Here is a 23,404-nt window from a genome sequence, read left to right as displayed (position 1 = left end):
CTCCCGCGACCTTGCCCTTCCTCTCGCCGTCATGCAAGAATGGGGCGGTTTTCAACCCGGGAGCGTGGCGGATGCCGGATGGTGCGGAGCTCAGATCGATGCGGGTGGCGGCGGCCCTGCGGCGCGGCGCGCGCAACGCGATCCGCTCGTGCCTGGGCATCGAGGCCGGAGACGTCGTGACGCTCGTCTGCGACGACGCGTCGATCCACGTCGCTGCCTCCCTCTTCGCGGAGATCGCCGACGTCGGGGCCCGCTGTCACGCCTTCATCCTCGAGCGCAGGTCGCCCCGGCCCCTGACCGGGCTGCCCGCGGAGATCGGCCGGGCGCTCAAGCTGTCGAAGGCCAGCATCTACACCGTCCACCCCAAGGAGGGCGAGTACGAGCACCGGAAGGAGCTCATCGGCATGGTCGCGCCGCTCAAGCTCCGGCACGCGCACATGATCCGCATCACGGAGGACGCCATGATGCAGGGGATGCTCTCCGACTACCGGCGGGTGGCGAAGCTGAACGCCGTCGTCAAGCAGCGCCTCGAGCGCGCCTCGGAGATCCGCGTCTCGAGCGCCAGCGGGACCGACGTGCGCGTGGCGCTCGATCCGGGCGAGCCTATCTACAGCGCGGCCGGGGTCATCGAGCCGGGCGAGTGGGCGAACCTGCCGAACGGCGAGGTGTACACGGTGCCGGCCGCCGTCGACGGCGTGTACGTCTGCGACGGGACCGTGCCGTCGGAGGAGAAGTTCGATCGCGTCGAGCTGTCGCGGCACCCCCTCCGCATCGAGATGGCGAACGGCCGGCTCACCAAGCTCGAGGGGGGGCCCGGGAAGCTCGCGGAAAGCATCCTCGCGACCGTGCGCGCGGGGCGGAACGTGGATCGAGTCGGCATGTTCGCCGTCGGGACGAACTTCGAGCTCCTCATGCCGATAGGCGACGCGAGCCAGGACATGTACATCCCCGGCGCGTACTTCTCGCTGGGCCGCCCGGTCGCCACGGGAAGCGCGGCCTGGACCTCGACGTGCCAGCTGTCGTTCAGCGGGCGCAAGACGAGCCTCTCGATCGACGGCGAGATCCTCGTCGACTCGGGCCGGTACGCGCCGCGAATCCTCGAGCTGACGAGGGAGTGAGCAGGTGGCCGGATGATCAAGTGCCCACAGTGCCTCCAGATCCGGGACGACGGCGACCTGCCGTGCCCCCACTGCGGAGAGGTGCCCTACGGGGTCCGGAACCGGCCCTCGCAGCGAATCGCCGACGACGCGGCCGAGCCGCGCGGGGAGCCGAAGAAGCTCGGGTTCGGCGGGATGGAGATCGATCTCGGCGACGCGTCCTCGTCCGGCCTGGATCTCGCGAGCGACGACGACGCGCTGACGGTGCCCGTCCCGAGGACCGACGCGACGCCCCTGGCCCCGCTCAAGCTCGAGCCGCTCCCAGGGTCGCCGCCGCCGGTCCACCCCGCCTTCGCCCGGCCCGCCGCCCCGGCGGCGCCGACGCCCGCCGAGGACGGCGACGCGAGGCGGCTCGCGGACTACGGCGAGCCCGGCACGGGCCCGCTCGGCGCGGTCAGGTACTGGTGGCACGTGTCGATGCGCCGCTCGGAGCTCAACCGGCGGCGCGCGGAGACGGCCGAGACCGCGGAACGGCTGCAGACCGAGCGGACGTCGCGGCTCGCGGAGCTCGCGCGCCAGGCCGAGGCGCTTCACCCGGCGGACGGCGAGCCGAGGGCGGGGTTCGTCCGCGCGGCCCGAGCCGCCGAGGCGCGGCGCGACGAGGAGGCGAGCGTCTCCGCCGCCGTCGTGTCCGAGCGCGAGAAGCGGCTCAACGACCTGCGCTCGAGGCTCGAGGGTCTGAAGAAGGAGCTCGCCCCGCTCGTCGAGGCCGCCGCGAGCGCCCGCAGGCGGCTCGACGACCTCAAGAGCGAACTGCGCCGGACGGAATCGGCTCTGAAGCGCGCCGAGATCGAGCAACGGAACGCCGCCGAGCTCGTCGCGAAGCGCCGGGAGGCGTCCGCGGATCCGTCGAAGGCCGCCGAGGAGCGCGAGCGCCTGCTCGGGGAGGTCGACGAGATCGAGCGGCGCGGCCCGGAGCTGCGCGGGCGGATCGACGCCGCGCGCCTCAAGATCGAGGGGCTCGCCCAGCCGGTCGCCGCGGCGCAGGCCGAGCACGACTCGGTCGAGCGGTCGCTCGCGGAGCTCCGGCGGATCGAGGGCGAGGTCAAGGAGAAGGCGGAGGAGGCCGAGCTCGAGCTCGAGGCGGAACGGGCGCGCTCCGGGGAGCGGTTCCAGGCGGTGAGCCGCGACGTCGAGAACGCGTGGGCCGCGGTGGGCGAGAACGTGCTCCCGACCGTCGGCGCCGACGGCCCGCTCGCCCCGCTCGCGCGCGCTGCGGCCGAAAGCGCCGAGAAGGCCGAGGACGCGGAGCAGCGCCTCTCGCTGCTCGATCGCGCGCTCGCCTGCTACGACCACGACGTCTTCTCGAAGGGGAAGACCCTCGCGATCGTCGGCGGCGCCGTGGCCCTCCTCCTGCTCACGGTCGTGATCGTCCTCATCATCTCCTGACCCTCTGGAAATACTCGCCTTTTTTTTCCCCAAACGATCCCGATTTAGTAAGCCAATCTCTATGAACGGGCGGAGACGACTCCGGGCTCTGGTGGGCACCTGTGCGCTCGCGCTCGCCGTGATCGCCCCGGCCGCGGCCCCGGGGGCCGGGACGCGCACGTTCGAGCAGCGGCTCGCGGCGCTCCGGGAGGCCGTGCGCAGCGGCAGGGAGACGCGCCTCACCTACGGCAGCCTCACGACCATCGACGCGTACATCACGGATCTGCGGCGGAACGGCACGAAGTACGACGGCTACGAGGGGCGCATGACCCGGCTCGTCGAGGAGACGCTCTCGGCGGCGGAGGCGGGCCAAGACGCGATCGCCGGCAAGCGCGGCATGTTCTGGCGCGGCTACGCCTCGCGCTACTCGTACTTCCCGCAGATGTACTCGATCTACGTCCCCAAGAAGTACGACGGCGCCGAGCGGCTCCCGCTCATCGTCTCGCTCCACGGCGGCTCGTCGAACCACAACGTCTGGCTCGCGCTGAACCTCGGCAACACGGTCGCCGTCGCCGACTACTGGGACAACTTCCGGACCGAGTACCGCGCGGGCCGCCACCCCAACGCGATCGTCGTCGCGCCGGACGGCCTCGGGCAGATCCGCTGGCGGTGGTCGGGCGAGCAGGACGTGCTCGACGTGATCGACGACGTCCTCGCGAACTACAACGTCGACCGCGACAGGATCGTGATCTCCGGCCTCTCCAACGGCGGCATCGGCTCGTACACCATCGGCCTCAAGCACGCCTCCCGGTTCTCCGCGGTGCTGCCGCTCTCCGGCGTGGTCGACTGGCTCAACCACTACGAGGCGGCCGGCCGCCACCGCAGGTGCGAGAAGACGGTGCTCGCGAACGAGTCCGCGATCACCTACGCCGAGAACGCGCAGGGCACGTACCTGCGCTTCTTCCACGGCGTGAAGGACTCGGGGTTCAGCGTCGAGCAGACGCGCTCCCTGCAGGCGCTCCTCGAGCGGCTTGGCATCCCGTTCACGTACAACGAGTTCTCCGCGCTGGGGCACGACCTGAGCCACGTCCTCTGGCGCTCGCTGCTCGTCGCGGACATCGCGAAGAAGCGGGCGCGGCAGATCGCGCCGACGGAGGTCCGCCTCGTCACGGCGTCGCCGCGGGCGGTCCGGCAGCACTGGATGTCGCTCGACGAGCGCATCGACCACACGCGGCCCGCGCGCCTCGTCGCGCAGGTCGTCGACGGGTCGCGCATCGACATCGAGACCGAGAACGCGGAGCGGGTGACGATCCACTTCGCCGAGAACCCGGTCGAGCCGCCCTTCTCGGTGCGCATCGACGGCCACGTCGCGTACGAGGGGATGCCGCCCCCCCGCGGGGCCCTCACGTTCGTCCTCGCGCTCGCGCCCGGGCTCGGGAAGGGGGCCGCCGCCGGCGCCCCGGCCCCGGTGACCCCGTGGTGGCGGGAGTGGGACGGCGCGACGCCGCTGCCCGGGACGCGGAAGGCCGGCCAGGTGGTGGGCCCCATCGGCGACGCGAACTACGATCCGCAGGTGCACGTCTACGGGACGCAGGTGGCCGAGGACGTCCCGCTGCTCAAGCGCGCGGCGCAGCTCGGCGCGCGGGGCTGGATGGCGGCGTGGGACTACACCGAGGTCCGCCACCCGGTGGTCGCGGACGTCGATCTCACTTGGGAGATGCTGCGGGATCGCGCGGTCGTGCTGTACGGCAACGCGCGGAACAACTCCGTGCTCGCCGCGATGGGCGCGCGCCTGCCGATCGTCGTCGGGGAGGACTACCTCGAGCTGCGCGGGGAGCGGCTCGAGGGCCGCGGGGTCGGGGCGCGGTTCGTCTGCCCGAACCCGCTCGCGCCGGACAGGTACCTCGTGGTCTGCGCCGGGACGACCGCGGAGGCGGTGGAGCGCGGCGGGCGGCTCCCCATCTACCTCGCGGACTACATCGTCTACGACGACCAGACCACGCGGAAGCGGGCGTTCATGATCCTCGGCGGCCGCCCGGAGATCGAGACCGGCTTCTTCACGGAGGACTGGAAGCTCCCGCCGAAGGCGGAGTAGGCGCCGCCCCAGCTCGATACATAGCGCGTCTGCCCGTCCGGTCCGGAGCGCGCGTCCCCCTATCCTTTTTTTTTTTTAGTGATAACGATCTCCTTGTCCAAAAAGAAGGAGGTGCGACATGGCGGGCTCGGGATGGCATGACTTCGACACGCTCGAGAGCTTCATCGCGAAGGAGCAGCGGCGGTACCCGGAGAGCCGGGGCGTCTTCGCGGATCTCCTGCGCCGCGTCGGCGTCGCGTCGAAGGTGATCTCCGCGAAGGTCCAGAAGGCGGGGCTGCTCGACGTGCTCGGCAAGCAGGGATCCAAGAACGTCCAGGACGAGGAGCAGGCGAAGCTCGACGTGATCGCGAACGAGATCATGAAGGCGACCTTCCACTGGATGCCGCTCGTCGGCGGGATCGCGACGGAGGAGGAGGAGAACTACGTCGCCTACCCGCCGCGCCCGGAGAACGAGGGCGACCGGTACATCGTCTGCTTCGACCCGCTCGACGGCTCGTCGAACATCGACGCCAACGTGTCGGTCGGGACGATCTTCTCGATCCACCGCGCCGAGGCCGGCTCGCGGATGTGCGAGGAGAAGGACTTCCTGCAGCCCGGCAACAAGCAGCTCGCGGCCGGGTACGTCATCTACGGGTCGAGCACGATGTTCGTCTTCACGACCGGGCACGGCGTGCACGGCTTCACCCTCGATCCCGAGGTCGGCGAGTACGTGCTGTCGCACGAGGGGATCCGCATCCCGGACAAGTGCACGTGCTTCTCGGCCAACGAGGCGAACTACCCGAAGTGGGACGAGCCGACCCGGCGCTTCGTGGACTACATTCGCAGCCGCGAGGACCCGCGGTACCAGAAGACGAGCTCGCGGTACATAGGCTCGCTCGTCGCCGACTTCCACAGGAACCTCCTGTACGGCGGGATCTTCCTCTACCCGGCGGACGCCAAGACCGGCAAGGGCAAGCTGCGCTACCTCTACGAGTGCGCGCCGATGGCGATGCTCGCGGAGCAGGCCGGCGGCATGGCGACGACCGGCCGCCAGCGGATCCTCGACGTCGTCCCCACCAAGCTGCACGAGCGCGTGCCGTTCATCGTCGGCACCAAGCACGACGTGGAGCTGTACGTGAAGATGGTCGCCGAGGCCACGAAGAGCGCATGACTCGGCGGTTCCCGCGCCCGGCGCTCTTGACGGTGATCTCCCTGTCGGTGATGGCCGGCGGCGCGGCGACGGCCGCCGCGGAGCCCGCCTGGGAGCTGATCCGAAGGACCTCGGACGGGATCGCGATCTGCTTCCGCGAGACGCCGGGCACGACCGTGCGCGCGGCCAAGGCGATCTGCACCGTCGAGGCGCCGCCCGAGATCGTGCTCGACGCCGCCGGCGACCCGGACACGTTCCGGGTTTCCACGAAGTACGTGGCGGCCGACCGCCTCCAGGCCACGCAGGACCCGGACGTCTGGTACATCTACCAGCTGCTCGCGTACCCGGTGGTCACGCCGCGGGACTACGCGCTGCGCTACGAGCGCCGGATGGACGCGGCAAAGGGGCTGTACCGGCTCACCTGGGAGGCCACGGCCGCCTACGGGCCGCCGCCGCGGGAGGGCGTCGTCCGCGTCACCCGCGCCGACGGCTACATCGACGTGAAGCCGCTCCCGGACGGGAAGCGGGCCGTCGTGACCTACTACCTCGTGACCGATCCGGGCGGCGACATCCCGGGCTGGGTCATGCGCATCGCGCAGAGGTTCAACCTGCCGGCGATCATGCGCGAGCTGCGCGACGAGGCGCAGCGCCGCGCGGCGGGGAAGTGACCGCCGCCGAATGGCCCCGAGCGCCTCTTCGCGGTATAGTCATCGCGACGGCCGAGCACGTGCGGTCGATGGAACGGAGGCGGTCGATGGAAGGATTGAGCTACATCGTGGACGAGAAAGGCCGTAGGCGCGCGGTCGTCGTCGACCTGGATCGACACGGCGAGCTCTGGGAGGACATCTATGACGCCATGATCGCGGAAGCGCGAGTTGGCGAAGACCGTCTGAGCTGGGACGCGGTCCGCACCGGGAAGGCGAGCGCGAAAACCAAGAAGCGATGACGCCGTACGCGATCACCATCGCGCGCTCCGCGGCAAAGGAGTACCGGCGCCTCCCCGCGTCCGTGGCAGACAAGGTGCGCATCGCAATCGACTCGCTGGCGCTCGAGCCGCGCCCCGCTGCGAAGAGCAAGAAGCTGCGCGCGAGCGGCGGGCTCTTTCGCCTCCGCGTTGGAGACTACCGTGTCGTCTATTCCGTGGACGACGAGCGTGAAACCGTCGACGTCATCCACATCCGGCACCGGAAGGACGCCTACCGAGATCTGTAGCGTGACTCGTGCGAGGGTCGGGACTGCTCGCTCGTCACTCGGCGAGGGGAAGAACGAGGCGACATGGATGGCGAGCGCTCTCGACTCCCGTGACTGGAACCTCTTCGAAGTCCGGACAGCCCGACTGGTCGTCATCGCACGCATCGGCGAGGTTGTTCGCTATGCAGGAGCCCTGCCGAACGACTCAGAGCACTTTTCGTGACTCGGAGCGATCCTTCACAGCCTCATCCCCGCCCCTTCTCCGGCAAGCGGAGAAGGGAGCAGCCGATTCGGGTGAGCGAGCTTGCGAAGTCGAGGGGCGCCGCCATCATGGTTGGGTGCGTCGTTTTTCTGAAATCGTCGCGGTGGCGCTGGGAGTCGGGGCGCTCGGGTGCGCGGATCGGCCGGCTGACCGAACGCCCCCCTTGAAGCCGCCTACATCCCGTACGCGAGCAGGATCCCGGTGAGCCGCTGCGGCGTGACCGACTCCATCACGGCCCCGGCCTCGCAGGCGACCTTCGCCATGCCGTACACGACCGACGTCGCCTCGCTCTGGGCGAGCGTGACGCCGCCCGCCGCGTAGACGGCCTCGAGCCCCTCCGCGCCGTCCTTCCCCATCCCGGACAGGAGCACGCCGAGGGTGCGATCGCCGTGGGCCTTCGCCGCCGAGCGGAACAGCGCGTCGATGGACGGGACGTGGCGCCGGGGATCGGTCGGCGGGACGAGCTCGTACCCGCCCGGGCGCCGGAGCTCGAGGTGGTGCGTGTCCGGCGCGACGAGGACGAGCCCGGGCCGGAGCGCCTCGCGCCCGTCCGCCACCCTGACCTCGAGCGGCACGGCCGAGTCGAGCCAGCTCGCGAAGCCCGCGGCGAACCCCTTGGCGATGTGCTGCGCGACGACGATGGGGAACGGATATCCCTTGGGCAGCTTGGAGAGCACCTCGACGATCACCGCCGGGGCGCCGGTCGAGCCGCCGATGCAGACGATCTCCGGCTCGAACGCCTCCGGCACCCGCCGCAGCGGACCCGCCGCCCTCGGAGCCGGCGCCGCCTCGACCTGCCGCGACAGGCGGAGCCAGGACATCTGCGCCGCCGGCTTCGCCACCGCGACCTTCCGGAGCAGGCGCGCGAGGCTCAGCTTCACCTCCGAGTAGTTCCCCGCGAGGACGCCGTGCGGCTTCTCGATCACCTCGATCGCTCCCGCGCGCATCGCCTCGAAGGAGCTCGACAGGTCGCGCTCGCCGACCATCGCGCTGATGATGACGATGCGCGTCGGGCACTCCTCCATGATCCGCCGCGTCGCCTCCAGCCCGTCCATCTCGGGCATGAAGATGTCCATCGTCACGAGGTCGGGGCGCAGGTCGCGGCACATCCTGAGCGCCTCGCCGCCGTCGCCAGCCACCCCGACGATCTCGATGCCCGGCTCGCCCTCGAGGAGCGCCCGGAGCGTGCGCTGGATGACCGGTGAGTCTTCGGCGATCAGGATTCTCAGCATGGTGCCCCGTCCCGGCTACAGCAGTTGATTGATCGTCTTCATCAGCTCGCCGCGCGTCAGCTGCTTCTTCACGATGTGGGCGTCCGCCCCGGCCGCGAGGCCCGCCGCCATGTCCTCGTCGGATCCGAGCGACGTGACGAGCACGACCGGCAGGCGCGAGAGGTTCGGCCGCGACTTGATCGCGCTCGTCAGCTCGAACCCGTTCATGTTCGGCATCTGGACGTCGGAGATCACGAGGTCGACGCGGTTGCCCGCGAGCACGTTCAGCGCCTGCAGCCCGTCGACCGCCGTGAGCACGCGGTACCCCGCGGACTCGAGCAGGGTCTTGAGGAGCGTGCGCGTCGCGATCGAGTCGTCCACGGCGAGGATCGTCACCGTCGACGGCCTGTCGCGGCCCTCGCTGAGGCTCGCGTTCGCCTGCTCGGCGGTGAGGCCGCCCGCGGAGCGAATGAGGTCCGCGGGGTTGAGGACGAGCGCGAGCTCCCCGGTGCCGAACAGGGAGAGCCCAGAGACGTTCGGGACGCGCTCGAGGAGATCCCCGAGCGGCTTGAGGACGAGCTGCGAGTACTCCAGGAGCTCCTCGACGCCGAACGCGAAGCGCCGATCGCCGAACCGGACGATCGCCGCGAACTGCGACGTCGCGAGGGGATCGGCGTCGCCGTCGCGCGAGAGCTCGAGGATCCTGGACAGCGCGGAGATCGGGATGTTCAGGTCGCGGTACACGATGACCTGGCCGCCGCCGATGACCCCGATCTCCTTCCTGTCGAGCACGAGCACCTTCTCGATGTTCGCCGCCGGGATCGCGAGCACGCGGCCGGCGGTGCGGACGAGCAGGCAGCGCAGGGTCGACATCGCGAGGGGCAGCCGCATCGTGATCACCGTGCCGGTGCCCGCGCCGCTGCTCAGGCGGACCTCGCCGCCGAGCCGCTCGACCGTGAACTTCACGACGTCCAACCCGACGCCCCGGCCCGAGACCTTCGACACTCCCTCGCGCGTGGAGAACCCCGCCTCGAACAGGTAGTCGTAGAGCTGGTCCTCGGACAGATCCCGCGCCTGCTCGGCGCCCACCCTCCCCCGCTCGACAAGCGCCGCGCGGATCCTGCCCGCGTCGATGCCGCGGCCGTCGTCGGAGATCGACAGCTCGACCGCATCGCCCGTGTGCCGCGCGCTGACCGTGATCCGCCCGGTCTCGGGCTTGCCCGCGGCTCGCCGCTCCGCCGGCGCCTCGATGCCGTGGTCGATCGCGTTGCGCAGGATGTGCCCGATCGGATCCTCGACGGCGTCGAGCACCGACCTGTCCACGGCGTACTCGCCGCCGTCGAGCTCGAGATCCACGCGCTTGCCGGTCAGCTTCTCCGCCTCGCGGATCTGGCCGCGGATCGACACGAAGATCGCGGACACCGGCGCCATCCTGATCTCGCCCACGCTCTCCTGCGTGCGGTGGATGAGCTTGGAGAGCGCCCGCTCCTCCTGCTCGAACCGCTTGGCGCTCGCGCGGAGCATGACGAGGAGGTTGCGCGCGTGGTCGAGCACCTCCATCACCTCGCCCTCGTGCGGCGACCCCTCGAGCCTGAGCTGCAGCGAGGTCAGCCGCTCGGCCATCTGCATCGCCTCGTGGGCGTTCAGCCGCATGTCGTGCCCGAGCGACTCGATCTGGATGCTCGTCTCGAACAGCTCGCCGAACCGGGCGAACACCGCGTCCAGTCGATCCTGGGCGACGCGGACGAACTCCGGCCCCGGGCGGGCCTGGCCCTTCTGCTCGTCGGCCGCGGCGGGGACGCCCTCGGCGCGCGCGGGCGCCGCCGCCGACGCGCCCCTGCCCGTCGGCTCCAGTGGCGGGACGGACGCCTTCCGCCTCGGGAAGAAGGCCTCGATCCGCTCGAGGGCGCGCTCCTCCCTGGGCGACAGGACCGCGTCGCCGGGAGAGCTCCCGGCCACGGACGCACGGACCGTCTCGAGCGTCTCGAGCAGGACGTCGAGGACAGGGTTCTCGATCCTCCCGTGATCCTTCTGCATGACGCCGAGCGCGTCCTCGAACCTGTGCGTGATCGCGGCGGCGCGCTCGAACCCGAGCGTCGCGGCCGACCCCTTCAGGCTGTGCGCCTCGCGGAAGGCGCGGCCGAGCAGCGCCGTCGGATCGCCGCCGCCCTCCTCGAGCGTGAACAGGACCTCGGCGAGCGCCTTGATGTGCTCGAGCGCCTCGGATCGGAAGACGACCGCGAGCTGCTCCATCTGCTCCTTCGTGAGGTCGCTGTTGGCGCCCATTTCGTCTTCGCCCGTCGCCTTTCTATGGCCGAGCCCGCTCCGCGGTGCGCGGGCTGTCCATGCCGAGCTCGCTCGTCCCGACCAGGCGCCCGAGGTCGAGGACGGCCAACCCACCCGTCGTCACCGCGACCACGTACGGCGCCTGCGCTTTGTCGAAGTTGTCCGGCGCCGGCACGAGATCGCTCCTCGGCAGGTGGACGACACCCTCGATCTCCTCCACCTGGAGCGCGAAGCGCTTGCCGCCGGCGACCACGATGACCGCGAAGTCCGCGTCGGCGAGCCCCTCGTGCTCCGGGTGGAAGTAGTGCCTGAGGTTCACGAGGGCGATCGTCTGCCCGCGCCGCCTGATCACGCCCGGGATGTGCTTCGGCGTCAGCGGGATGGAGACGATGTGGCCGATGCGGAGCACCGCCTCGACCTCCTCGAGCGGGATCGCGTACTCCGCCTCCATGAGCGTGAACTGCAGGAGCGCGACGGTCTCCACCACCGCGGCGCCCTCGGCCCGCGGGAGCGCCAGGGCTTCGGCGCGCCTCTTCAGGATCTCGAGATCGACATCTTCCCAATCGTCGCCCATCGTGCCCCTCGCCTCCCCCTACTCGATCTCCAGCTCTCGAATCCGCTCGGACGCGATCTCGCGCAGCATCCCGGAGGTGATCCCGCCGCCCTCCTCGAGGACCCAGTCCTCCGCGAGCGGCGACGTCGTCTCCATCACGTTCCTGAAGCAGCGCCGCGCCGCCTTCTTCTCGCCCTCCCTGTCGCAGATGACGCCCATGTAGTAGTGCCCGATGACGAACTCCTTCCTGATGAAGATCGCCTGCCGCAGGCTCTCGATGGCGGCCTGGGTCTGATCGCACTGATCGGCGACGACCGCGCGCAGGAAGTGGACCCGGTGGTCGAGCTTCCCCGGACCGTCCACGAGCCGGTCGAGGATCTCCCCGGCGCGATCGAGCTCGCCCGTGTCGGCGTGCTCCTGCGCGGCCTCGAGGTCCCGCGGGAGGTCGTCCGCCTCGGGCGGCGGCGGAACGGACGGGCGCCGCGCGACCTCGCGCACCGCGATGCCGGGGATCGAGACCGTGTGCGCCGGGGCCGCCGCGAGCTTGTGCGGCCTCACCGAGTCCGGCCGCCTGTAGTAGTACGTCGCGTTCGAGTACACCGACTCGAGCTCCCCGAGCGCCGGGAACGCCTCGGCGTGCCCGACGACGAGGAACCCGCCCCGGCGAATCGTGTCCGAGAGCGCCTGCACCACCCGGTTCGCGAACTCGAACGAGAAGTAGATGAGGACGTTGCGGCAGATCACGAGGTCGAACGGCGCCGGGCCGATCCGCCCGGCGAACGGCAGCCGCGACAGGTTGAACCTGCCGAACTCCACGGCGCGCGCGATCTCCGGCACGAGCCGCAGGGCCGCGCCCTCCTTTCGGAAGTACCGCTCGACGATCCGGTCCTCGACCCCGCGGAACGACCACTTCGTGTAGACCGCCTCCTTGGCGCGCCCGAGGAATCCCGTGTTGATGTCGGTCGCCAGGATCCGTACGTCCCAGCCGGCGAGCTCCGGGAACCTCTCCCGCAGCAGGATGGCGATCGAGTACGGCTCCTCGCCCGCCGCGCACCCCGCCGACCAGATCCGGAGGCTGCGCGACGCCGTGTTGGCCTCGATGAGCTGCGGGATGATCTCGGCGGCCAGGGCGCTGAAGTGCGGGCGGTTGCGGAAGAAGTAGCTCTCGCCGATGGTGAGGCGGTTGACGAGGCCCTGCAGCGCGTCCTCGGAGGATCGCACGCGGGCGACGAAGCCCTCCCGCTCCGGCGCCGTCATCTCCTCGAAATGGGGCGCCAGCTTGGCGTCGAGATCGCGGCGCTTCTGCGGCGGGTAGAGGAGCCCGGTTCGCTCCGCGAGGATCCCCGTGAGCTCCGCGAACTCGGCGTCGTCCAGCGGCCGCGCCTCCCCGCGCTCCTCCGTCGCCGGTTGCGGGGTCACGCGCCGTTCTCCGTAAGGGGCGTCGCGGCGTCCGATCGCAGGAGGGCGGCCAGCTGCGCGCCCATGGCGATCCACACGAGATCGAGGATCTGCGCCGTCGCGCTGTCGCCGAACCGCAGCACGCCGGCCGAGCGCAGGACGCCGCTCATCACCTCGTCCGCGAGGGTCACCGCCCCCGGCTCCGCCACCACCACCTCGAGCGCCTCGTCCACGAGGAGCGCGAACGTGCGCGCCTCGGCCCGGCAGATGACGAGCACGCGGTCCGGCGAGAGCGCCGTGCGGGGCCCGCCCGTGAGCTCGGCGACGTCGACGACCGCGATCATCCGGCCGTGGTAGTTGCAGAGCCCGGCGATGGTCCTCACGGCGTCGTCGAGCGGCACGAGCGCCGGCAGCTCCACGACCTCGTCCACCTGGGAGATCGGAGCGGCGAAGACGCCTTCTCCGGCGCGCACGAGGATGAAGCCGAGCGACGACGAGGCCGCGCTCCCGTCCAGGGCGGCCGCGCGGAACAGGAGATCCCTCTTCAGGCCGAGGAGCCTCGCCTCCAACGCCCGGATCTCCTCGACACCGGCCGCGGCGTTCGTCGCCTCCGCCGTGGTGGGGACGGCGCTCTTGGGATTCGGCGATCGCATCAGGATCGCAGGAGCTCTCGCAGGCTCACGAACTTCATGAGGTCGCGGAGCTTGGTGATGAGCTCGTTCTTGTCGATGGGCTTCGTGATGTAATCGTCGCACCCGGCGGCGAACGCCTCCTTGACCCGCTCGTACTCGCTCTTGGTCGTGACCATGACGACCTTGACATCCTTCAACCTGTCGTCGGTCTTGATCTTCCGGCAGCACTCGATTCCGTCCATCCTGGGCATCATGATGTCCAGGAGCACGAGATCCGGCCGGTCGAGCGCGATCTTGTCGAGCGCGTCGATGCCGTCGTTGGCGACGTCGATGTCGTAACCCTCGCCCGCGAGCATCATCTGCTCGGCGCGGCGCATGGTCTCGGTGTCGTCGACGATGAGGACTTTGTTGGCCATCTCGGGCTCGCTTCACCCCATCGCAAGGGGCTCTCTTTTTTTTATTACCCCGTCGATTGCGGTCAGTCAACCATGTCGGATTAAGATATTAAAATACCGTCAACATATAAACCTACAATAATGCAGTTTTTTCACGGGGTCGGTTTGACAGGTGCATTGTAGAAATGTAGATTTATGCGAAGGCGCGACGCTGGCATGGAATATGTGACAAAATGAGAATATATATCATTCAACGAAATCATGTCATCCCGGGCAGACGATCGGGAGGGCCCATGTGGATGGTCCTTTTCGGCGCGCTCCTCGCCGCCGGGGCGGGGTCGGCGGGGTGCCACCTCGATGACAGCGGGCGCTGCGACGTCGGCCAGACCTTCAACGGGTCGTCATGCGTGTCGGAGGACACGGACTCGGACACGAGCAGCGACGACGGCCCGGATGGCGGCGGAGACGGCGGGATCGAGACCGGCATGATGGAGCCGTGCACGGGACCGGACGACTGCGCCGAGTACCAGGCGACCTTCTGTCTGACCCAGCTGCCCGACTCGAACGTCTGCCTGATCCAGGACTGCAGCACCAGCCCGAACGACTGCCCCTCGCCCTATCTGTGCTGTGACCTCCTGTCCGATCTCGAGACGACGTTCGGGCTGCCGGACTCGTTGTGCATGCCGCCCGACTACTGGGAAGCGTACTCGGCGTACTGCGTGAACGGTTGACGAACGCTCCGGAAAACGCACGGAGCGCGCGGTGGTTTTACAATGTGGATGCTGAATTTACAGCCCTCTCACACGGTCTTTCGGTACGTGGCGACGCACCACCGGGAGACATCACCATGAGAATCGCAACAACTGTCGCAGCCGCACTCGTCATCGCTCTGGCGCTGCCTTCTTTGGCCAGCGCGGAAAGCCAGTCGGACATCCTGATCGTCGCGAACCCGTCGGCGGATGCCGGCAGGCTGTCGCTGGCCGACGTGCGCGACATGTTCCTCAAGAAGAGGACGAGCTGGCCCAGCGGCGCCAAGGTCGTCCCCCTCAACGTCACGGACGGGAGCCGCCTGCGGAACGACTTCCGCAACAAGGTGCTCGGCATGACCTCCGAGGAGGAGAAGTCGTACTGGCAGGAGCGCAAGATCAAGGCGGGAGAGTCAACGCCCTCCGAGTTCGGGGACACGCTCCGCGCGGTGTTCAAGATGCGCGGCGCGATCGGGTACGTGTACAGGTCCCAGTTCAAGGAGGGGACGGCAAAAGTGCTGCTGGTCATACCAGCCGGATGAGGAACCCATGGCAAGCTTCCCACGCGTCGTCTCCACAACGCTACCCCTCATCGTCCTGGCCCTGATACCGATCGCGGCCGTCCAGGCGAACACCGCGCCGGACGACACGCCCCCGCCCGACGCGGGCGTTGATCAGAGCGAGGAGATCGCGCAGCTCAAGGCCGAGATGGCGGAGCTCAAGGCCCGCATGGACGCGGCCGACGACGCGGAAATCGCGGCCGCCGGCGGCGGCGAGTTCCAGCCGACGTTCGACGTCTACGGCTATCTCTCGCTGGAGCTGCAGAAGTGGTTCGTCGCCGACGACGACCCGTTCAACGGGATCATCGACACCAACCTCTCGTTCGGCATGCAGCACCTGAGCCTCTACTTCTCCAGCCACATGACCGAGACGCTCTCCGCGCTCGTCGAGGTCGGGCTCAGCCCGCTCCCGCACGGGACGGACAAGAGCTACCTGCCGTACGCGCGGCACGACACGACCTTCCAGGACCCGCGGAACACGGAAACGAAGAACCCCGGCAGCATCTTCATCGAGCGCGCGCAGATGGTCTGGCAGCCGTACGACTTCTTCGGGGTCACCGCAGGCCGCTACTTCACGCCGTACGGCATCTGGAACATCGATCACTCCCCGATCATCATCATCACCAACAACAACCCGTACCTGATGATCCGGCAGACCGTGCAGCCGGCGCAGACCGGCATCGCGATCCAGGGCCGCTTCTTCCCGGGAAGGAACACCTACCTCGACTACGCGGTCACGCTCTCCAACGGCCGCGGCGCGACCGAGCAGGCGTTCGACCTCGACGACAACAAGGCGGCCGGGGTGCGCCTGAAGCTCTCCCACGAGAAGGACGAGTTCGGGATCTCCCTCGGCGGCTACGGCTACTACGGAACGACCACCGACTCGATCAAGGAGCTCAACCCCGACCCCGACGCGTTCGACCTCACCATCACGACGACGGAGAAGTACCGCGAGTTCACCGGCGCGGCCGACTTCCAGCTCAAGCTGTGGGGCGTCCTCGTGCAGGCCGAGTGGGCCGGCGGGATCATCAAGTACATCGAGCGGCCGCTGAAGCAGTACCCGGTCGTCAATGTCCCGATCCCCGGCGCGTACCAGCCCGACTACATCCGTTGGGACGCGTACGTGCTGCTCGCCTGGACCCTGCCGCTCGAGCGGTGGCTCGACGACAAGAAGATCACCCTCTACGCGATGGGCGAGCGCTCGATTATGGACGACACGGACGACAACTACAACGTGTGGATGGTCCGCTGGGGCCTCAATTTCAAGCCCATGAGCTTCGTCATCCTGAAGTTCGACGTCGCCCTGCTCCTGATGCCGGAGTCGGAGCTCCTCGCCCAGAGCAACCCTTACTCCGTCGGCGGCCAGGTCGCGGTGGCGTTCTAGCCGCGGGGCGCTTAACTTTTTCGGCCGAGGCGCGTTCTCTTTAGTGGAATCGTGGAATCGTGGAAACCCGCAGCGGCACACCGGAGCGTTCGATGAAACGACAGCTGTCCTTGGGCGTGAATCTCACCCTGCGCGTCGGCGCGGTGCTCGTGATCGTCGTCGGCGCCCTGATCCTCGCCTTCGTCTGGTTCTCGAGCCAGCTCCAGGAGCGGCTCTACTCGGCGGTGAAGATGGGCACGCTCGCCAAGGCGCGCATCATCGCGACGGACATCGCCTACGAGCTCATGCCGCTCCAGGGCGAGGACGTCGAGGCGAACCGGGCGCCGCTCGTCGCGGGTGTCGAGGAGAAGCTGAGCGGCTTCCGGAGCGCCTGGGAGAAGGAGGACAAGGGCGCCGCCGCCGCCGGCAAGGGCGGCGATCGGTTCTGGATCCTGGCTTTCGACCTGAAGAACCGCCCGTCGGGCGCGACCGTCTCGGGAAAGGCGGAACAGCTATTCCCGGGCGGCTTCCAGTACCGGCACGACGAGGCGCGGCTGGTCGGCGACACGATCATCGCGACCGCCGCCGCCAAGGCGGAAGGAACGGTCGCCGGGTACATCGTCTACACCGAGTCGATCGCGGACTATCTCCGGTTCAAGCAGCTCATGACGCTCGGCATGATCGTCGGCCTGCTCTTCGGCCTCGTCTTCATCGTCATCGGCGCGATCTTCGTCGGGCGGCGCGCGGCCGCGCCCATCAACCGCATCGCCTCGACCGCGCAGCAGATGGCCGCGGGCGAGTTGCGCGGCATCGCGCTCCGGCGGGAGGGGATCCGCGAGACCGACAACCTGTCGGAGGCCGTCTCGCAGATGGCCACGGCGCTCCGGGAGCAGGTGGTGTCCACGAAGGTGCTCGCCCTCGAGGCGACCGAGATGTCCCAGGACGTCGCCGCCGCCATGGCCCACCTCGCGTCGTCGGCCGCGCAGCAGGCCGCGGCCGTGGCCGAGACCGCGTCGACGGTCGAGGAGATGGAGAAGGCCGGGAAGAGCGTGGCCGAGAACGCGCGCCAGATCGTGGACGCGGCAGAGAAGACGACCGAGGCGTCGATCCGCGGGCGCCAGGCGGTAGACGGAACGAGCGAGATCATCCTCAAGATCAAGGGCGACTCCCAGGACATCACCGGCAGGAGCAAGACCCTGCTCGCGAACGTCGAGGAGATCGGCAACATCATCGGCTCGGTGAACGCGATCGCCGAGCAGTCGAAGATCCTCGCGGTCAACGCCTCGATCGAGGCCGCCAAGGCCGGCGAGTACGGCGCCGGGTTCGCGGTCGTCGCCCAGGAGGTGAAGGACCTCGCGCAGCAGTCCAAGGAGGCGACCGAGCAGATCACGAAGACGCTGACCGGCATCCGCCGCGCGATCGAGGGGATGGTGGGCAAGGCCGCGGCCGCGGAGCGCCGGACCGACGAGGGCGTGAAGATGGTCGCCAACGCCGGCGCGATCGTCAACGACCTGTCCGAGGCGATCCGGGAGAACTCGGAGTTCGCGAACGTCATCTTCTCGGCGATCACGCAGCAGACGCTCGGGCTGACCCAGATCGCGTCCGCGGTCGAGGAGATCAACTCGAGCGCCTCCGAGAACCAGCGCGTCAGCCGCAGGATGGAGCAGAGCACGCAGCACATGAGCAGCTCGCTGCAGAGCCTGTCCGACCTGGTCGGGCGCTGGAAGACGGCCGACGAGGCCGCCGCCCCGACCGACGCCCCGTTCCGCCGGAGGATCTGAAGGGGGGCGCCGCTCGGCGACCGCGCCGCCAGAGAGCCGCCCGTGCGATTTCAGCCGTGCGCGGCGCACCGACTATGCTAAATTACCGGGACTTCGGCAGATTCGTTCTAGCGAAAACCGGCCGGCGGACAGCGCCGGCGAGGGTCAACGAACGGGAACGGAGGGCGAGATGCAGCACACCATCGAGTTCGGCCCCGCGTACGCCATGGCGACTATCGAAATGGCCGCCGGGGAGGAGGTGACCGTCGAGGCGGGATCCATGGTCGGCATGAGCGACGGCCTGCAGATCAAGACGCACATCGGCGGCAACCGGGTGGGCTTCTTCGGCGCGATCCTGAACTTCCTCGGCGCGCTCGTGAAGAAGTTCCTCGGCGGTGAGACGTTCTTCGTGAACACCTACAAGCCGCCGGAGGGGAGCGCCGGGAGGGTGCTCGTGGCGCCGGCGCTCGCGGGCGACATCCTCCACTACCCGCTCGACGGGACGCGGACGCTCATCGTCCAGGCGTCGAGCTTCCTCGCGTCCTCCGGCGACGTGACCGTGAAGACGAAGTTCGGCGGGCTCAAGAGCCTCTTCTCCGGCCAGGGCGCGTTCTGGCTCGTCGTGTCCGGCTCCGGCGATCTCTGGGTAAACTGCTACGGCGCCGTCGAGCACGTCGACGTCCGGGAGAAGTACATCGTCGACACCGGGCACATCGTCGGCTTCGAGGACACGCTCGACTACCAGATCAAGGGCGCCGGGGGTCTGAAGCAGACGATCCTGTCGGGCGAGGGGCTGACCTGCCACTTCTCGGGCCAGGGCAAGCTGTACATCCAGACGCGCACGGTCGGCGGCCTCGTCGGCTGGATCACGCCGCGGCTGCAGGGTTGAGGAGGCGGCCATGCGATTCGAAAACGTATTCGGACCGGGTTACACGCTGTGCATCTGCCGCCTCGACCAGGGCGACAAGGTCGTGGCCGAGAGCGGCGCCATGGTGACGCAGGACGCGCACCTGCGCATGGAGACCTCCGCGTCGGCCGGCAAGGGCATCGGCGGGATGCTCAAGGGGCTCGGCCGCAAGATGTTCCTCGGCGAGTCGTTCTTCCGCAACACGTTCCACGCCGAGAGCGGCCCGGGCGAGGTGACGTTCGCGCCCAAGCTGCCGGGCGACATCATGGTGTACGAGATGCGCGGGCAGGACCTCATCGTGCAGCAGACCTCGTACCTCGCGGCCGCGCCCACGGTGGAGATCGAGACGAAGTGGGGCGGCTTCAAGAGCTTCTTCGGCGAGGGCCGGATGTTCTGGATCCGCGCGTTCGGCACGGGGCCGCTCGCCCTGAACGCGTTCGGCGCCATCAAGGAGATCCAGGTCGACGGCTACTTCACCATCGACACCGGGCACATCGTCGCGTTCGAGCCGACGCTGTCGTTCTCGATCAAGCGCGTCGGCTCCTGGTTCTCGACATTCTTCTCGTCCGAGGGGTTGGTGTGCCGGTTCGCCGGAAGCGGCAAGCTGTACATCCAGACGCGCAACCCGAACGAGTTCGGCACCCTGATAGGAGCCAAGCTCCCGCCGCGGAACGGCTAGAGGGAAAGGAGCGCACAATGCCATACGAGATCAAGCACTCCCCCGAGTTCGCGATCATCGACTACCACCTCGCGGCCGGCGAGTCCGTCATCGCCGAGTCCGGCGCGATGGTGTCCATGTCGTCCAACGTGAAGATGAAGACCGAGGCGCGCGGCGGGATCCTCGCGGCGGCCAAGCGCAAGCTGCTCGGAGGCGAGTCGATCTTCCAGAACACGTTCACCGCCGAGGGCGGCGCCGGGCGGGTGATGCTCGCGCCGGGCGCGCCGGGCGACGTCATCGCCTTCGACCTCGAGGCCGGCCGCTCGCTCATGATCCAGTCGTCCGCGTACCTCGCGGCGACGCCGACCGTGCAGCTCGACACGAAGTGGGGCGGCGCCAAGGGGTTCTTCTCCGGCGTCGGGATGTTCCTGCTCAAGGCGACCGGGCCGGGCACCGTCTTCGTCTGCTCCTACGGCGCGATCTACCCGAAGCGCTGTGACGGCCAGTACATCGTCGACACCGATCACATCGTCGCCTTCCAGGACTCGGTGACCTACTCGATCTCCAAGGTCGGCGGCATCAAGTCGCTGTTCTTCGGCGGCGAGGGGCTCGTCGCGAAGTTCAGCGGACAGGGGATGATCTACGCCCAGACGCGCAGCCCCTCGGCGATGGCCGCGTTCCTGCACCCGTACCGGCCGGTGAAGAACAACAACTGAGCGCCGCCGAAGCGCCCACCGCCATCCGCACATGTCCTGCACACGGCGGGTATTCGCCCCGACGCCGACCGCGCTACTCCGCTGGGATGGACATCGCGTCGAAGCGCAGGAGAAAGACATCGGTCAACCCGGCCAGCGGGAGCGGCACGTCGTCGCCGTTGCCCGAGGTGGCGACGAACGGATCTGATCCGTAGGCGCCGGTGAGCCACAACGACGTTCCGCCCTGCTGAGCGACGCTGGTCTCGCGATCCACGCCAGCCCCCCCGAGACGGTGCACCCAGCGGATCTCCCCGTCGGGCGCGAAGCTGACGAGCGCCATCTCGGTCGCTCCACCGTCGGCGATCACTTCCTGTGCGCCGGCATCGTCCCCGTCGAACGCCAATGAGTATTGAAAACTCAGAAGCGCCACAAGTCCGCCGTCCGGCGTGCCGACGACCGCAGGATATCCGAAGTACCACGGTGTTGCATTCAACACTGCGAATCGTGCCCACTCGAGCTGCCCGTCCGCGGCGCCGTACTTCGCCACGGCGATGTAGCGCGTGTCCCAGACGCCGGTCCAGATTGGCTCGCTGGCGAGGAACGACTCGGGATCGAGCGCGTAGCCGACCAGCCCCACGCTCTCCTCGCCGATCGCGGCTATCCCGGCCCTGGCCGCGTTCACGCTCCTGACCCATTCGAGGGAACCCTCGGTCGTGTAGCGGGCGAGCGCGGTCGCGCACTCCCCGGGGTCGCTCTCGCAGTGGAGCGCCGTCTCGTGCTCCTCGCCCTCCCCGAACATCTCTTCGCCGTAGTACGGCAGCGCCGCGAACAGCGCCCCGCCCCCGGACAGGGCGTACTGTCTCCCCCAGTAACTCTCCGTGTCGCCGCCGATCCGGCGGGAGCCGAGCACGCCGCCGTCGGCTTCGAGCCAGGCGAGGAAGCCGTCTCCGTCGCCTTCGGGAGAGCCCAGGGGCTCGGAGGTGAGCTCCCAGGGCTCGCCGGGCCAGAGGGTGCCGAAGAACATCCCGGCGACGAGCGTCCGGCCGTCCGGAAGCGCGAACGCCGCGCGGGCGTATGAAACGTCGTAGTCGTCCGCCGACGGAAACGAGACCGCCCAGTCGAGCTCGCCGGTCGGCGCGTACCTGGCCGCGTAGGCGCTCCTGTCGTTCGTGAACAGGACAGTCTCGTTCGACTCGCCTTCGCCGAGCACGAGCTCGAAAGAGTCGAAGAAGCCGGCGACCACCGCGGACCCATCGGCAAAGGCGTCGACGCCCCAGGCGTGATCCTCGGAGTCGCCACCGATGCGGCGCACCCAGTCGAGGCCGCCTTCCGGGCGGTAGCGCGCCAGGAAGCCGTCCGACCAGCCGACGCCCCAGCTCGGGAAGGTCGTCTCGGTCGCGGTCCCTTCGCCGAACACGGCGCCGTCGCCGACCTGCCCGGCTAGGTATACCGATCCGTCATCAAGAGGCTCGATCCCGAGCCCCGACTCTCGCCACATACCGTCGGGAATCTCATCGGTGCTCTCGTCGCCGCCGGCGCGCACGGCAAACACGAGATTCCACCCGGGCATCGAGGTCATTGTCGGCCCGTCGCCGCTCTCGGTTTCGGTACCGCTGTCGGCTGCGCCCGAGTCCCCGTGGTCTCGCTGGCCGGGAGCGCAGGTGCAGCAGACGCACAGCGCGACGACGAGAACCAGCGTTTCGAATCGGTACTTCAACGTGCGGCCTCACGCTCCATCGTAGCACCGTTTTCCGCGAGCCACCGCTTTCCGCGATGTCGCGCCTCGTCCCAACGCCCCGACCTCGAGCGACGGTCCGGCATTACGGCTGCTCATCCTGCATGGTTTCGTACATCTCGCTGAACGGCGCAGGGTCGCCGGCCGGGTCGGAGAAGTAGACGGTCACTTCGATCGTTCCGTCCGGGAGGTGGCGATGGACCCCGATCTGATCCGCCTCCCACGGCTCCTCGTTCGTCCCCCGGAAGCGGAAGTAGTCGAGCGCCTTCTCGTCCGAGTGCCGCAGCGTCATGCGGCAGAGCGCGCCGCGGCATTCGACGTCCTCGAAGGTCGTCCCGCGGTACTCGGGCTTCTCGAAGATCTCCCGCGCCGCGGCCGTGACCTCGACCGCCCACGCCTCGTCCGGCTCCCACTGCCGCATCATCTCGTCCAGGATCTCCGGCCCCCGCCGGAAGTACACATCCCCGGGTAACCCGTAATCGCGCTTCCTCGCGCTCTCCAACCGGTCCTTCAGCGCATTCACGTCGATCCCCCGCTCGGTCTTCCCGGCGGTCGAGGCCGCCGTTCCCGCCGTGGACGCGGGTCTGACGGGCGCCGGTATTCCGTTCTTCGCGAGCTGTGTTTCCCCGCCGCTTGAGCTTCGCGTGTGCACCAGTGCGACTCCGACACCGATCGCCGTCAGCAGCGCGGCGACGGCACAGGCGAAGAGAAGAAAAGGTGACCTGCCCATGATGTGTCCCGTTCCAGAAGACTATTCTATCCAGTTGCAGGATCTCACTTCGAATTCGTACCGGAGCATGATTCCCGGGCTGGAATACTTGAAATTGAAAGCCATGAACGGGTCGATGTCGTTGGCCCCGGGCGCGTCCCAGTTGTTGTATCCTCCCTGTTCCGTGCCGCGGCAGAGGTAGGAACCCGGGTTGGGCCAAGCCCCGGGGATGTATGTGCATCCCTCGGTGTCGACCGTGGTCGTCCAGTCTGTTGTGCTGATCGAATAGTATGCGTTGAAATAGTACAGGCTATTCGGGGTGTCGGCGCGCGCGTACATGCCGTCGGCGTCGCAGACCGAATACGGCGCGTAGTAGTACGCGCAGGCCCAGTCCTCCGTGGAGCACCCGGTGCCGTTGTAGGACAGGTTCGTCGTGTAGGTCCAATCCCCGTCGTGCTCCCAGCCGACCTTCTCGGGGGTCAAGGTCGCGGCAGCGACCGAGGCGACGCCCAACAGCGCGAACGCGACGAAAACAGCCATGATGTTCTTCATGCTTCTCTCCTTTGGTTGAAAATCGAACCCATCGTCCCGGGC

The 23,404-nt window shown here is 68.7% G+C and carries 23 protein-coding genes; 14 read left to right on the top strand and 9 right to left on the bottom strand.

The annotated features are described in order from the left end of the window. The first annotated feature begins 71 nt into the window (after positions 1–71). The 7 genes from M0R80_05640 (at position 72) to M0R80_05610 (ending at position 6,961) form a co-directional block, all read left to right on the top strand. Positions 72–1,118 (top strand): hypothetical protein, encoded by a 1,047-nt coding sequence (locus M0R80_05640; GenBank protein ID MCK9459101.1) that lies wholly within the window; start codon positions 72–74, stop codon positions 1,116–1,118. A gap of 12 nt (positions 1,119–1,130) precedes the next feature. After that, positions 1,131–2,546, top strand: coding sequence for a hypothetical protein (locus tag M0R80_05635; protein ID MCK9459100.1), 1,416 nt, complete (start codon positions 1,131–1,133; stop codon positions 2,544–2,546). A gap of 61 nt (positions 2,547–2,607) precedes the next feature. Continuing rightward, a complete protein-coding gene (locus M0R80_05630; protein ID MCK9459099.1) occupies positions 2,608–4,620 on the top strand; it encodes a prolyl oligopeptidase family serine peptidase in 2,013 nt (670 codons plus the stop codon). Between the two features lie 118 nt (positions 4,621–4,738). Next, the gene (gene fbp / locus M0R80_05625) at positions 4,739–5,770 is read left to right on the top strand and encodes a class 1 fructose-bisphosphatase (protein MCK9459098.1); all 1,032 of its coding nucleotides are present in this window, start codon (positions 4,739–4,741) and stop codon (positions 5,768–5,770) included. Further along, entirely contained in the window at positions 5,767–6,417 is a 651-nt protein-coding gene (locus M0R80_05620; GenBank protein ID MCK9459097.1) for an START domain-containing protein, read from the top strand. Before fbp ends, M0R80_05620 begins: the two co-directional genes overlap by 4 nt. 86 nt (positions 6,418–6,503) lie before the next feature. Further along, positions 6,504–6,695 (top strand): hypothetical protein, encoded by a 192-nt coding sequence (locus tag M0R80_05615; protein MCK9459096.1) that lies wholly within the window; start codon positions 6,504–6,506, stop codon positions 6,693–6,695. After that, positions 6,692–6,961, top strand: a complete 270-nt coding sequence (locus tag M0R80_05610) for a type II toxin-antitoxin system RelE/ParE family toxin (protein ID MCK9459095.1) — start codon at positions 6,692–6,694, stop codon at positions 6,959–6,961. Before M0R80_05615 ends, M0R80_05610 begins: the two co-directional genes overlap by 4 nt. Before the next feature lie 414 nt (positions 6,962–7,375). Here the strand turns inward: M0R80_05610 and cheB are convergent, their stop codons facing one another. The 6 genes from cheB to M0R80_05580 are packed head-to-tail and all read right to left on the bottom strand — an operon-like array spanning position 7,376 to position 13,698. Beyond that, positions 7,376–8,434, bottom strand: a complete 1,059-nt coding sequence (gene cheB / locus M0R80_05605) for a chemotaxis-specific protein-glutamate methyltransferase CheB (protein MCK9459094.1) — start codon at positions 8,432–8,434, stop codon at positions 7,376–7,378. Between the two features lie 15 nt (positions 8,435–8,449). Then, positions 8,450–10,699 carry a hybrid sensor histidine kinase/response regulator gene (locus M0R80_05600; GenBank protein ID MCK9459093.1) on the bottom strand — a complete coding sequence of 750 codons (2,250 nt, stop codon included), beginning with the start codon at positions 10,697–10,699 and terminating at the stop codon, positions 8,450–8,452. A gap of 22 nt (positions 10,700–10,721) precedes the next feature. Then, positions 10,722–11,273 (bottom strand): chemotaxis protein CheW, encoded by a 552-nt coding sequence (locus tag M0R80_05595; GenBank protein ID MCK9459092.1) that lies wholly within the window; start codon positions 11,271–11,273, stop codon positions 10,722–10,724. Between the two features lie 18 nt (positions 11,274–11,291). Beyond that, positions 11,292–12,671 carry a protein-glutamate O-methyltransferase CheR gene (locus M0R80_05590; protein ID MCK9459091.1) on the bottom strand — a complete coding sequence of 460 codons (1,380 nt, stop codon included), beginning with the start codon at positions 12,669–12,671 and terminating at the stop codon, positions 11,292–11,294. Beyond that, positions 12,668–13,303, bottom strand: a complete 636-nt coding sequence (locus M0R80_05585; GenBank protein ID MCK9459090.1) for a chemotaxis protein CheW — start codon at positions 13,301–13,303, stop codon at positions 12,668–12,670. The genes M0R80_05590 and M0R80_05585 overlap by 4 nt, the downstream gene beginning before the upstream one ends. Continuing rightward, on the bottom strand, positions 13,303–13,698 hold the full coding sequence (locus M0R80_05580; protein ID MCK9459089.1) for a response regulator: 396 nt from the start codon (positions 13,696–13,698) through the stop codon (positions 13,303–13,305). The genes M0R80_05585 and M0R80_05580 overlap by 1 nt, the downstream gene beginning before the upstream one ends. Before the next feature lie 272 nt (positions 13,699–13,970). Between M0R80_05580 and M0R80_05575 the strand changes: the two genes are divergently transcribed. The 7 genes from M0R80_05575 to M0R80_05545 all read left to right on the top strand — a co-directional run bounded on the left by M0R80_05575 (position 13,971) and on the right by M0R80_05545 (position 20,387). Beyond that, on the top strand, positions 13,971–14,408 hold the full coding sequence (locus tag M0R80_05575; GenBank protein ID MCK9459088.1) for a hypothetical protein: 438 nt from the start codon (positions 13,971–13,973) through the stop codon (positions 14,406–14,408). Positions 14,409–14,524: 116 nt separating this feature from the next. Further along, complete coding sequence (locus tag M0R80_05570) at positions 14,525–14,965, top strand: hypothetical protein (protein MCK9459087.1); 441 nt, start codon at positions 14,525–14,527, stop codon at positions 14,963–14,965. Positions 14,966–14,972: 7 nt separating this feature from the next. Further along, positions 14,973–16,367: a hypothetical protein gene (locus M0R80_05565; protein ID MCK9459086.1), complete on the top strand. Its 1,395-nt coding sequence runs from the start codon at positions 14,973–14,975 to the stop codon at positions 16,365–16,367. A gap of 92 nt (positions 16,368–16,459) precedes the next feature. Beyond that, the gene (locus M0R80_05560; GenBank protein ID MCK9459085.1) at positions 16,460–18,127 is read left to right on the top strand and encodes a methyl-accepting chemotaxis protein; all 1,668 of its coding nucleotides are present in this window, start codon (positions 16,460–16,462) and stop codon (positions 18,125–18,127) included. Positions 18,128–18,296: 169 nt separating this feature from the next. Continuing rightward, positions 18,297–18,995, top strand: coding sequence for a TIGR00266 family protein (locus M0R80_05555; protein MCK9459084.1), 699 nt, complete (start codon positions 18,297–18,299; stop codon positions 18,993–18,995). A 10-nt stretch (positions 18,996–19,005) separates the two neighbouring features. Continuing rightward, entirely contained in the window at positions 19,006–19,692 is a 687-nt protein-coding gene (locus M0R80_05550) for a TIGR00266 family protein (GenBank protein ID MCK9459083.1), read from the top strand. A gap of 17 nt (positions 19,693–19,709) precedes the next feature. Further along, positions 19,710–20,387, top strand: coding sequence for a TIGR00266 family protein (locus M0R80_05545; protein ID MCK9459082.1), 678 nt, complete (start codon positions 19,710–19,712; stop codon positions 20,385–20,387). Between the two features lie 73 nt (positions 20,388–20,460). Here the strand turns inward: M0R80_05545 and M0R80_05540 are convergent, their stop codons facing one another. The 3 genes from M0R80_05540 to M0R80_05530 form a co-directional block, all read right to left on the bottom strand. Then, positions 20,461–22,083, bottom strand: a complete 1,623-nt coding sequence (locus M0R80_05540) for a hypothetical protein (protein MCK9459081.1) — start codon at positions 22,081–22,083, stop codon at positions 20,461–20,463. A 103-nt stretch (positions 22,084–22,186) separates the two neighbouring features. Beyond that, positions 22,187–22,753, bottom strand: coding sequence for a hypothetical protein (locus M0R80_05535; protein ID MCK9459080.1), 567 nt, complete (start codon positions 22,751–22,753; stop codon positions 22,187–22,189). A gap of 99 nt (positions 22,754–22,852) precedes the next feature. After that, positions 22,853–23,362, bottom strand: coding sequence for a hypothetical protein (locus M0R80_05530; protein MCK9459079.1), 510 nt, complete (start codon positions 23,360–23,362; stop codon positions 22,853–22,855). Positions 23,363–23,404 lie beyond the last annotated feature (42 nt).

Source organism: Pseudomonadota bacterium (genome assembly GCA_023229365.1).
Lineage (GTDB): Bacteria > Myxococcota_A > Polyangia > JAAYKL01 > JAAYKL01 > JALNZK01.
The sequence above is the reverse complement of the archived record's forward strand: the minus strand, read 5'-3'. Positions and strand labels throughout refer to the sequence as shown.

What these genes read in the sequence shown, in the direction of transcription:
- M0R80_05640 (MCK9459101.1), top strand. Translation starts at nt 72, where the DNA reads ATGCCGGATGGTGCGGAGCTCAGATCGATGCGGGTGGCGGCGGCCCTG.
- M0R80_05635 (MCK9459100.1), top strand. Translation starts at nt 1,131, where the DNA reads ATGATCAAGTGCCCACAGTGCCTCCAGATCCGGGACGACGGCGACCTG.
- M0R80_05630 (MCK9459099.1), top strand. Translation starts at nt 2,608, where the DNA reads ATGAACGGGCGGAGACGACTCCGGGCTCTGGTGGGCACCTGTGCGCTC.
- fbp (MCK9459098.1), top strand. Translation starts at nt 4,739, where the DNA reads ATGGCGGGCTCGGGATGGCATGACTTCGACACGCTCGAGAGCTTCATC.
- M0R80_05620 (MCK9459097.1), top strand. Translation starts at nt 5,767, where the DNA reads ATGACTCGGCGGTTCCCGCGCCCGGCGCTCTTGACGGTGATCTCCCTG.
- M0R80_05615 (MCK9459096.1), top strand. Translation starts at nt 6,504, where the DNA reads ATGGAAGGATTGAGCTACATCGTGGACGAGAAAGGCCGTAGGCGCGCG.
- M0R80_05610 (MCK9459095.1), top strand. Translation starts at nt 6,692, where the DNA reads ATGACGCCGTACGCGATCACCATCGCGCGCTCCGCGGCAAAGGAGTAC.
- cheB (MCK9459094.1), bottom strand. Translation starts at nt 8,434, where the DNA reads ATGCTGAGAATCCTGATCGCCGAAGACTCACCGGTCATCCAGCGCACG.
- M0R80_05600 (MCK9459093.1), bottom strand. Translation starts at nt 10,699, where the DNA reads ATGGGCGCCAACAGCGACCTCACGAAGGAGCAGATGGAGCAGCTCGCG.
- M0R80_05595 (MCK9459092.1), bottom strand. Translation starts at nt 11,273, where the DNA reads ATGGGCGACGATTGGGAAGATGTCGATCTCGAGATCCTGAAGAGGCGC.
- M0R80_05585 (MCK9459090.1), bottom strand. Translation starts at nt 13,303, where the DNA reads ATGCGATCGCCGAATCCCAAGAGCGCCGTCCCCACCACGGCGGAGGCG.
- M0R80_05580 (MCK9459089.1), bottom strand. Translation starts at nt 13,698, where the DNA reads ATGGCCAACAAAGTCCTCATCGTCGACGACACCGAGACCATGCGCCGC.
- M0R80_05575 (MCK9459088.1), top strand. Translation starts at nt 13,971, where the DNA reads ATGTGGATGGTCCTTTTCGGCGCGCTCCTCGCCGCCGGGGCGGGGTCG.
- M0R80_05570 (MCK9459087.1), top strand. Translation starts at nt 14,525, where the DNA reads ATGAGAATCGCAACAACTGTCGCAGCCGCACTCGTCATCGCTCTGGCG.
- M0R80_05565 (MCK9459086.1), top strand. Translation starts at nt 14,973, where the DNA reads ATGGCAAGCTTCCCACGCGTCGTCTCCACAACGCTACCCCTCATCGTC.
- M0R80_05560 (MCK9459085.1), top strand. Translation starts at nt 16,460, where the DNA reads ATGAAACGACAGCTGTCCTTGGGCGTGAATCTCACCCTGCGCGTCGGC.
- M0R80_05555 (MCK9459084.1), top strand. Translation starts at nt 18,297, where the DNA reads ATGCAGCACACCATCGAGTTCGGCCCCGCGTACGCCATGGCGACTATC.
- M0R80_05550 (MCK9459083.1), top strand. Translation starts at nt 19,006, where the DNA reads ATGCGATTCGAAAACGTATTCGGACCGGGTTACACGCTGTGCATCTGC.
- M0R80_05545 (MCK9459082.1), top strand. Translation starts at nt 19,710, where the DNA reads ATGCCATACGAGATCAAGCACTCCCCCGAGTTCGCGATCATCGACTAC.
- M0R80_05530 (MCK9459079.1), bottom strand. Translation starts at nt 23,362, where the DNA reads ATGAAGAACATCATGGCTGTTTTCGTCGCGTTCGCGCTGTTGGGCGTC.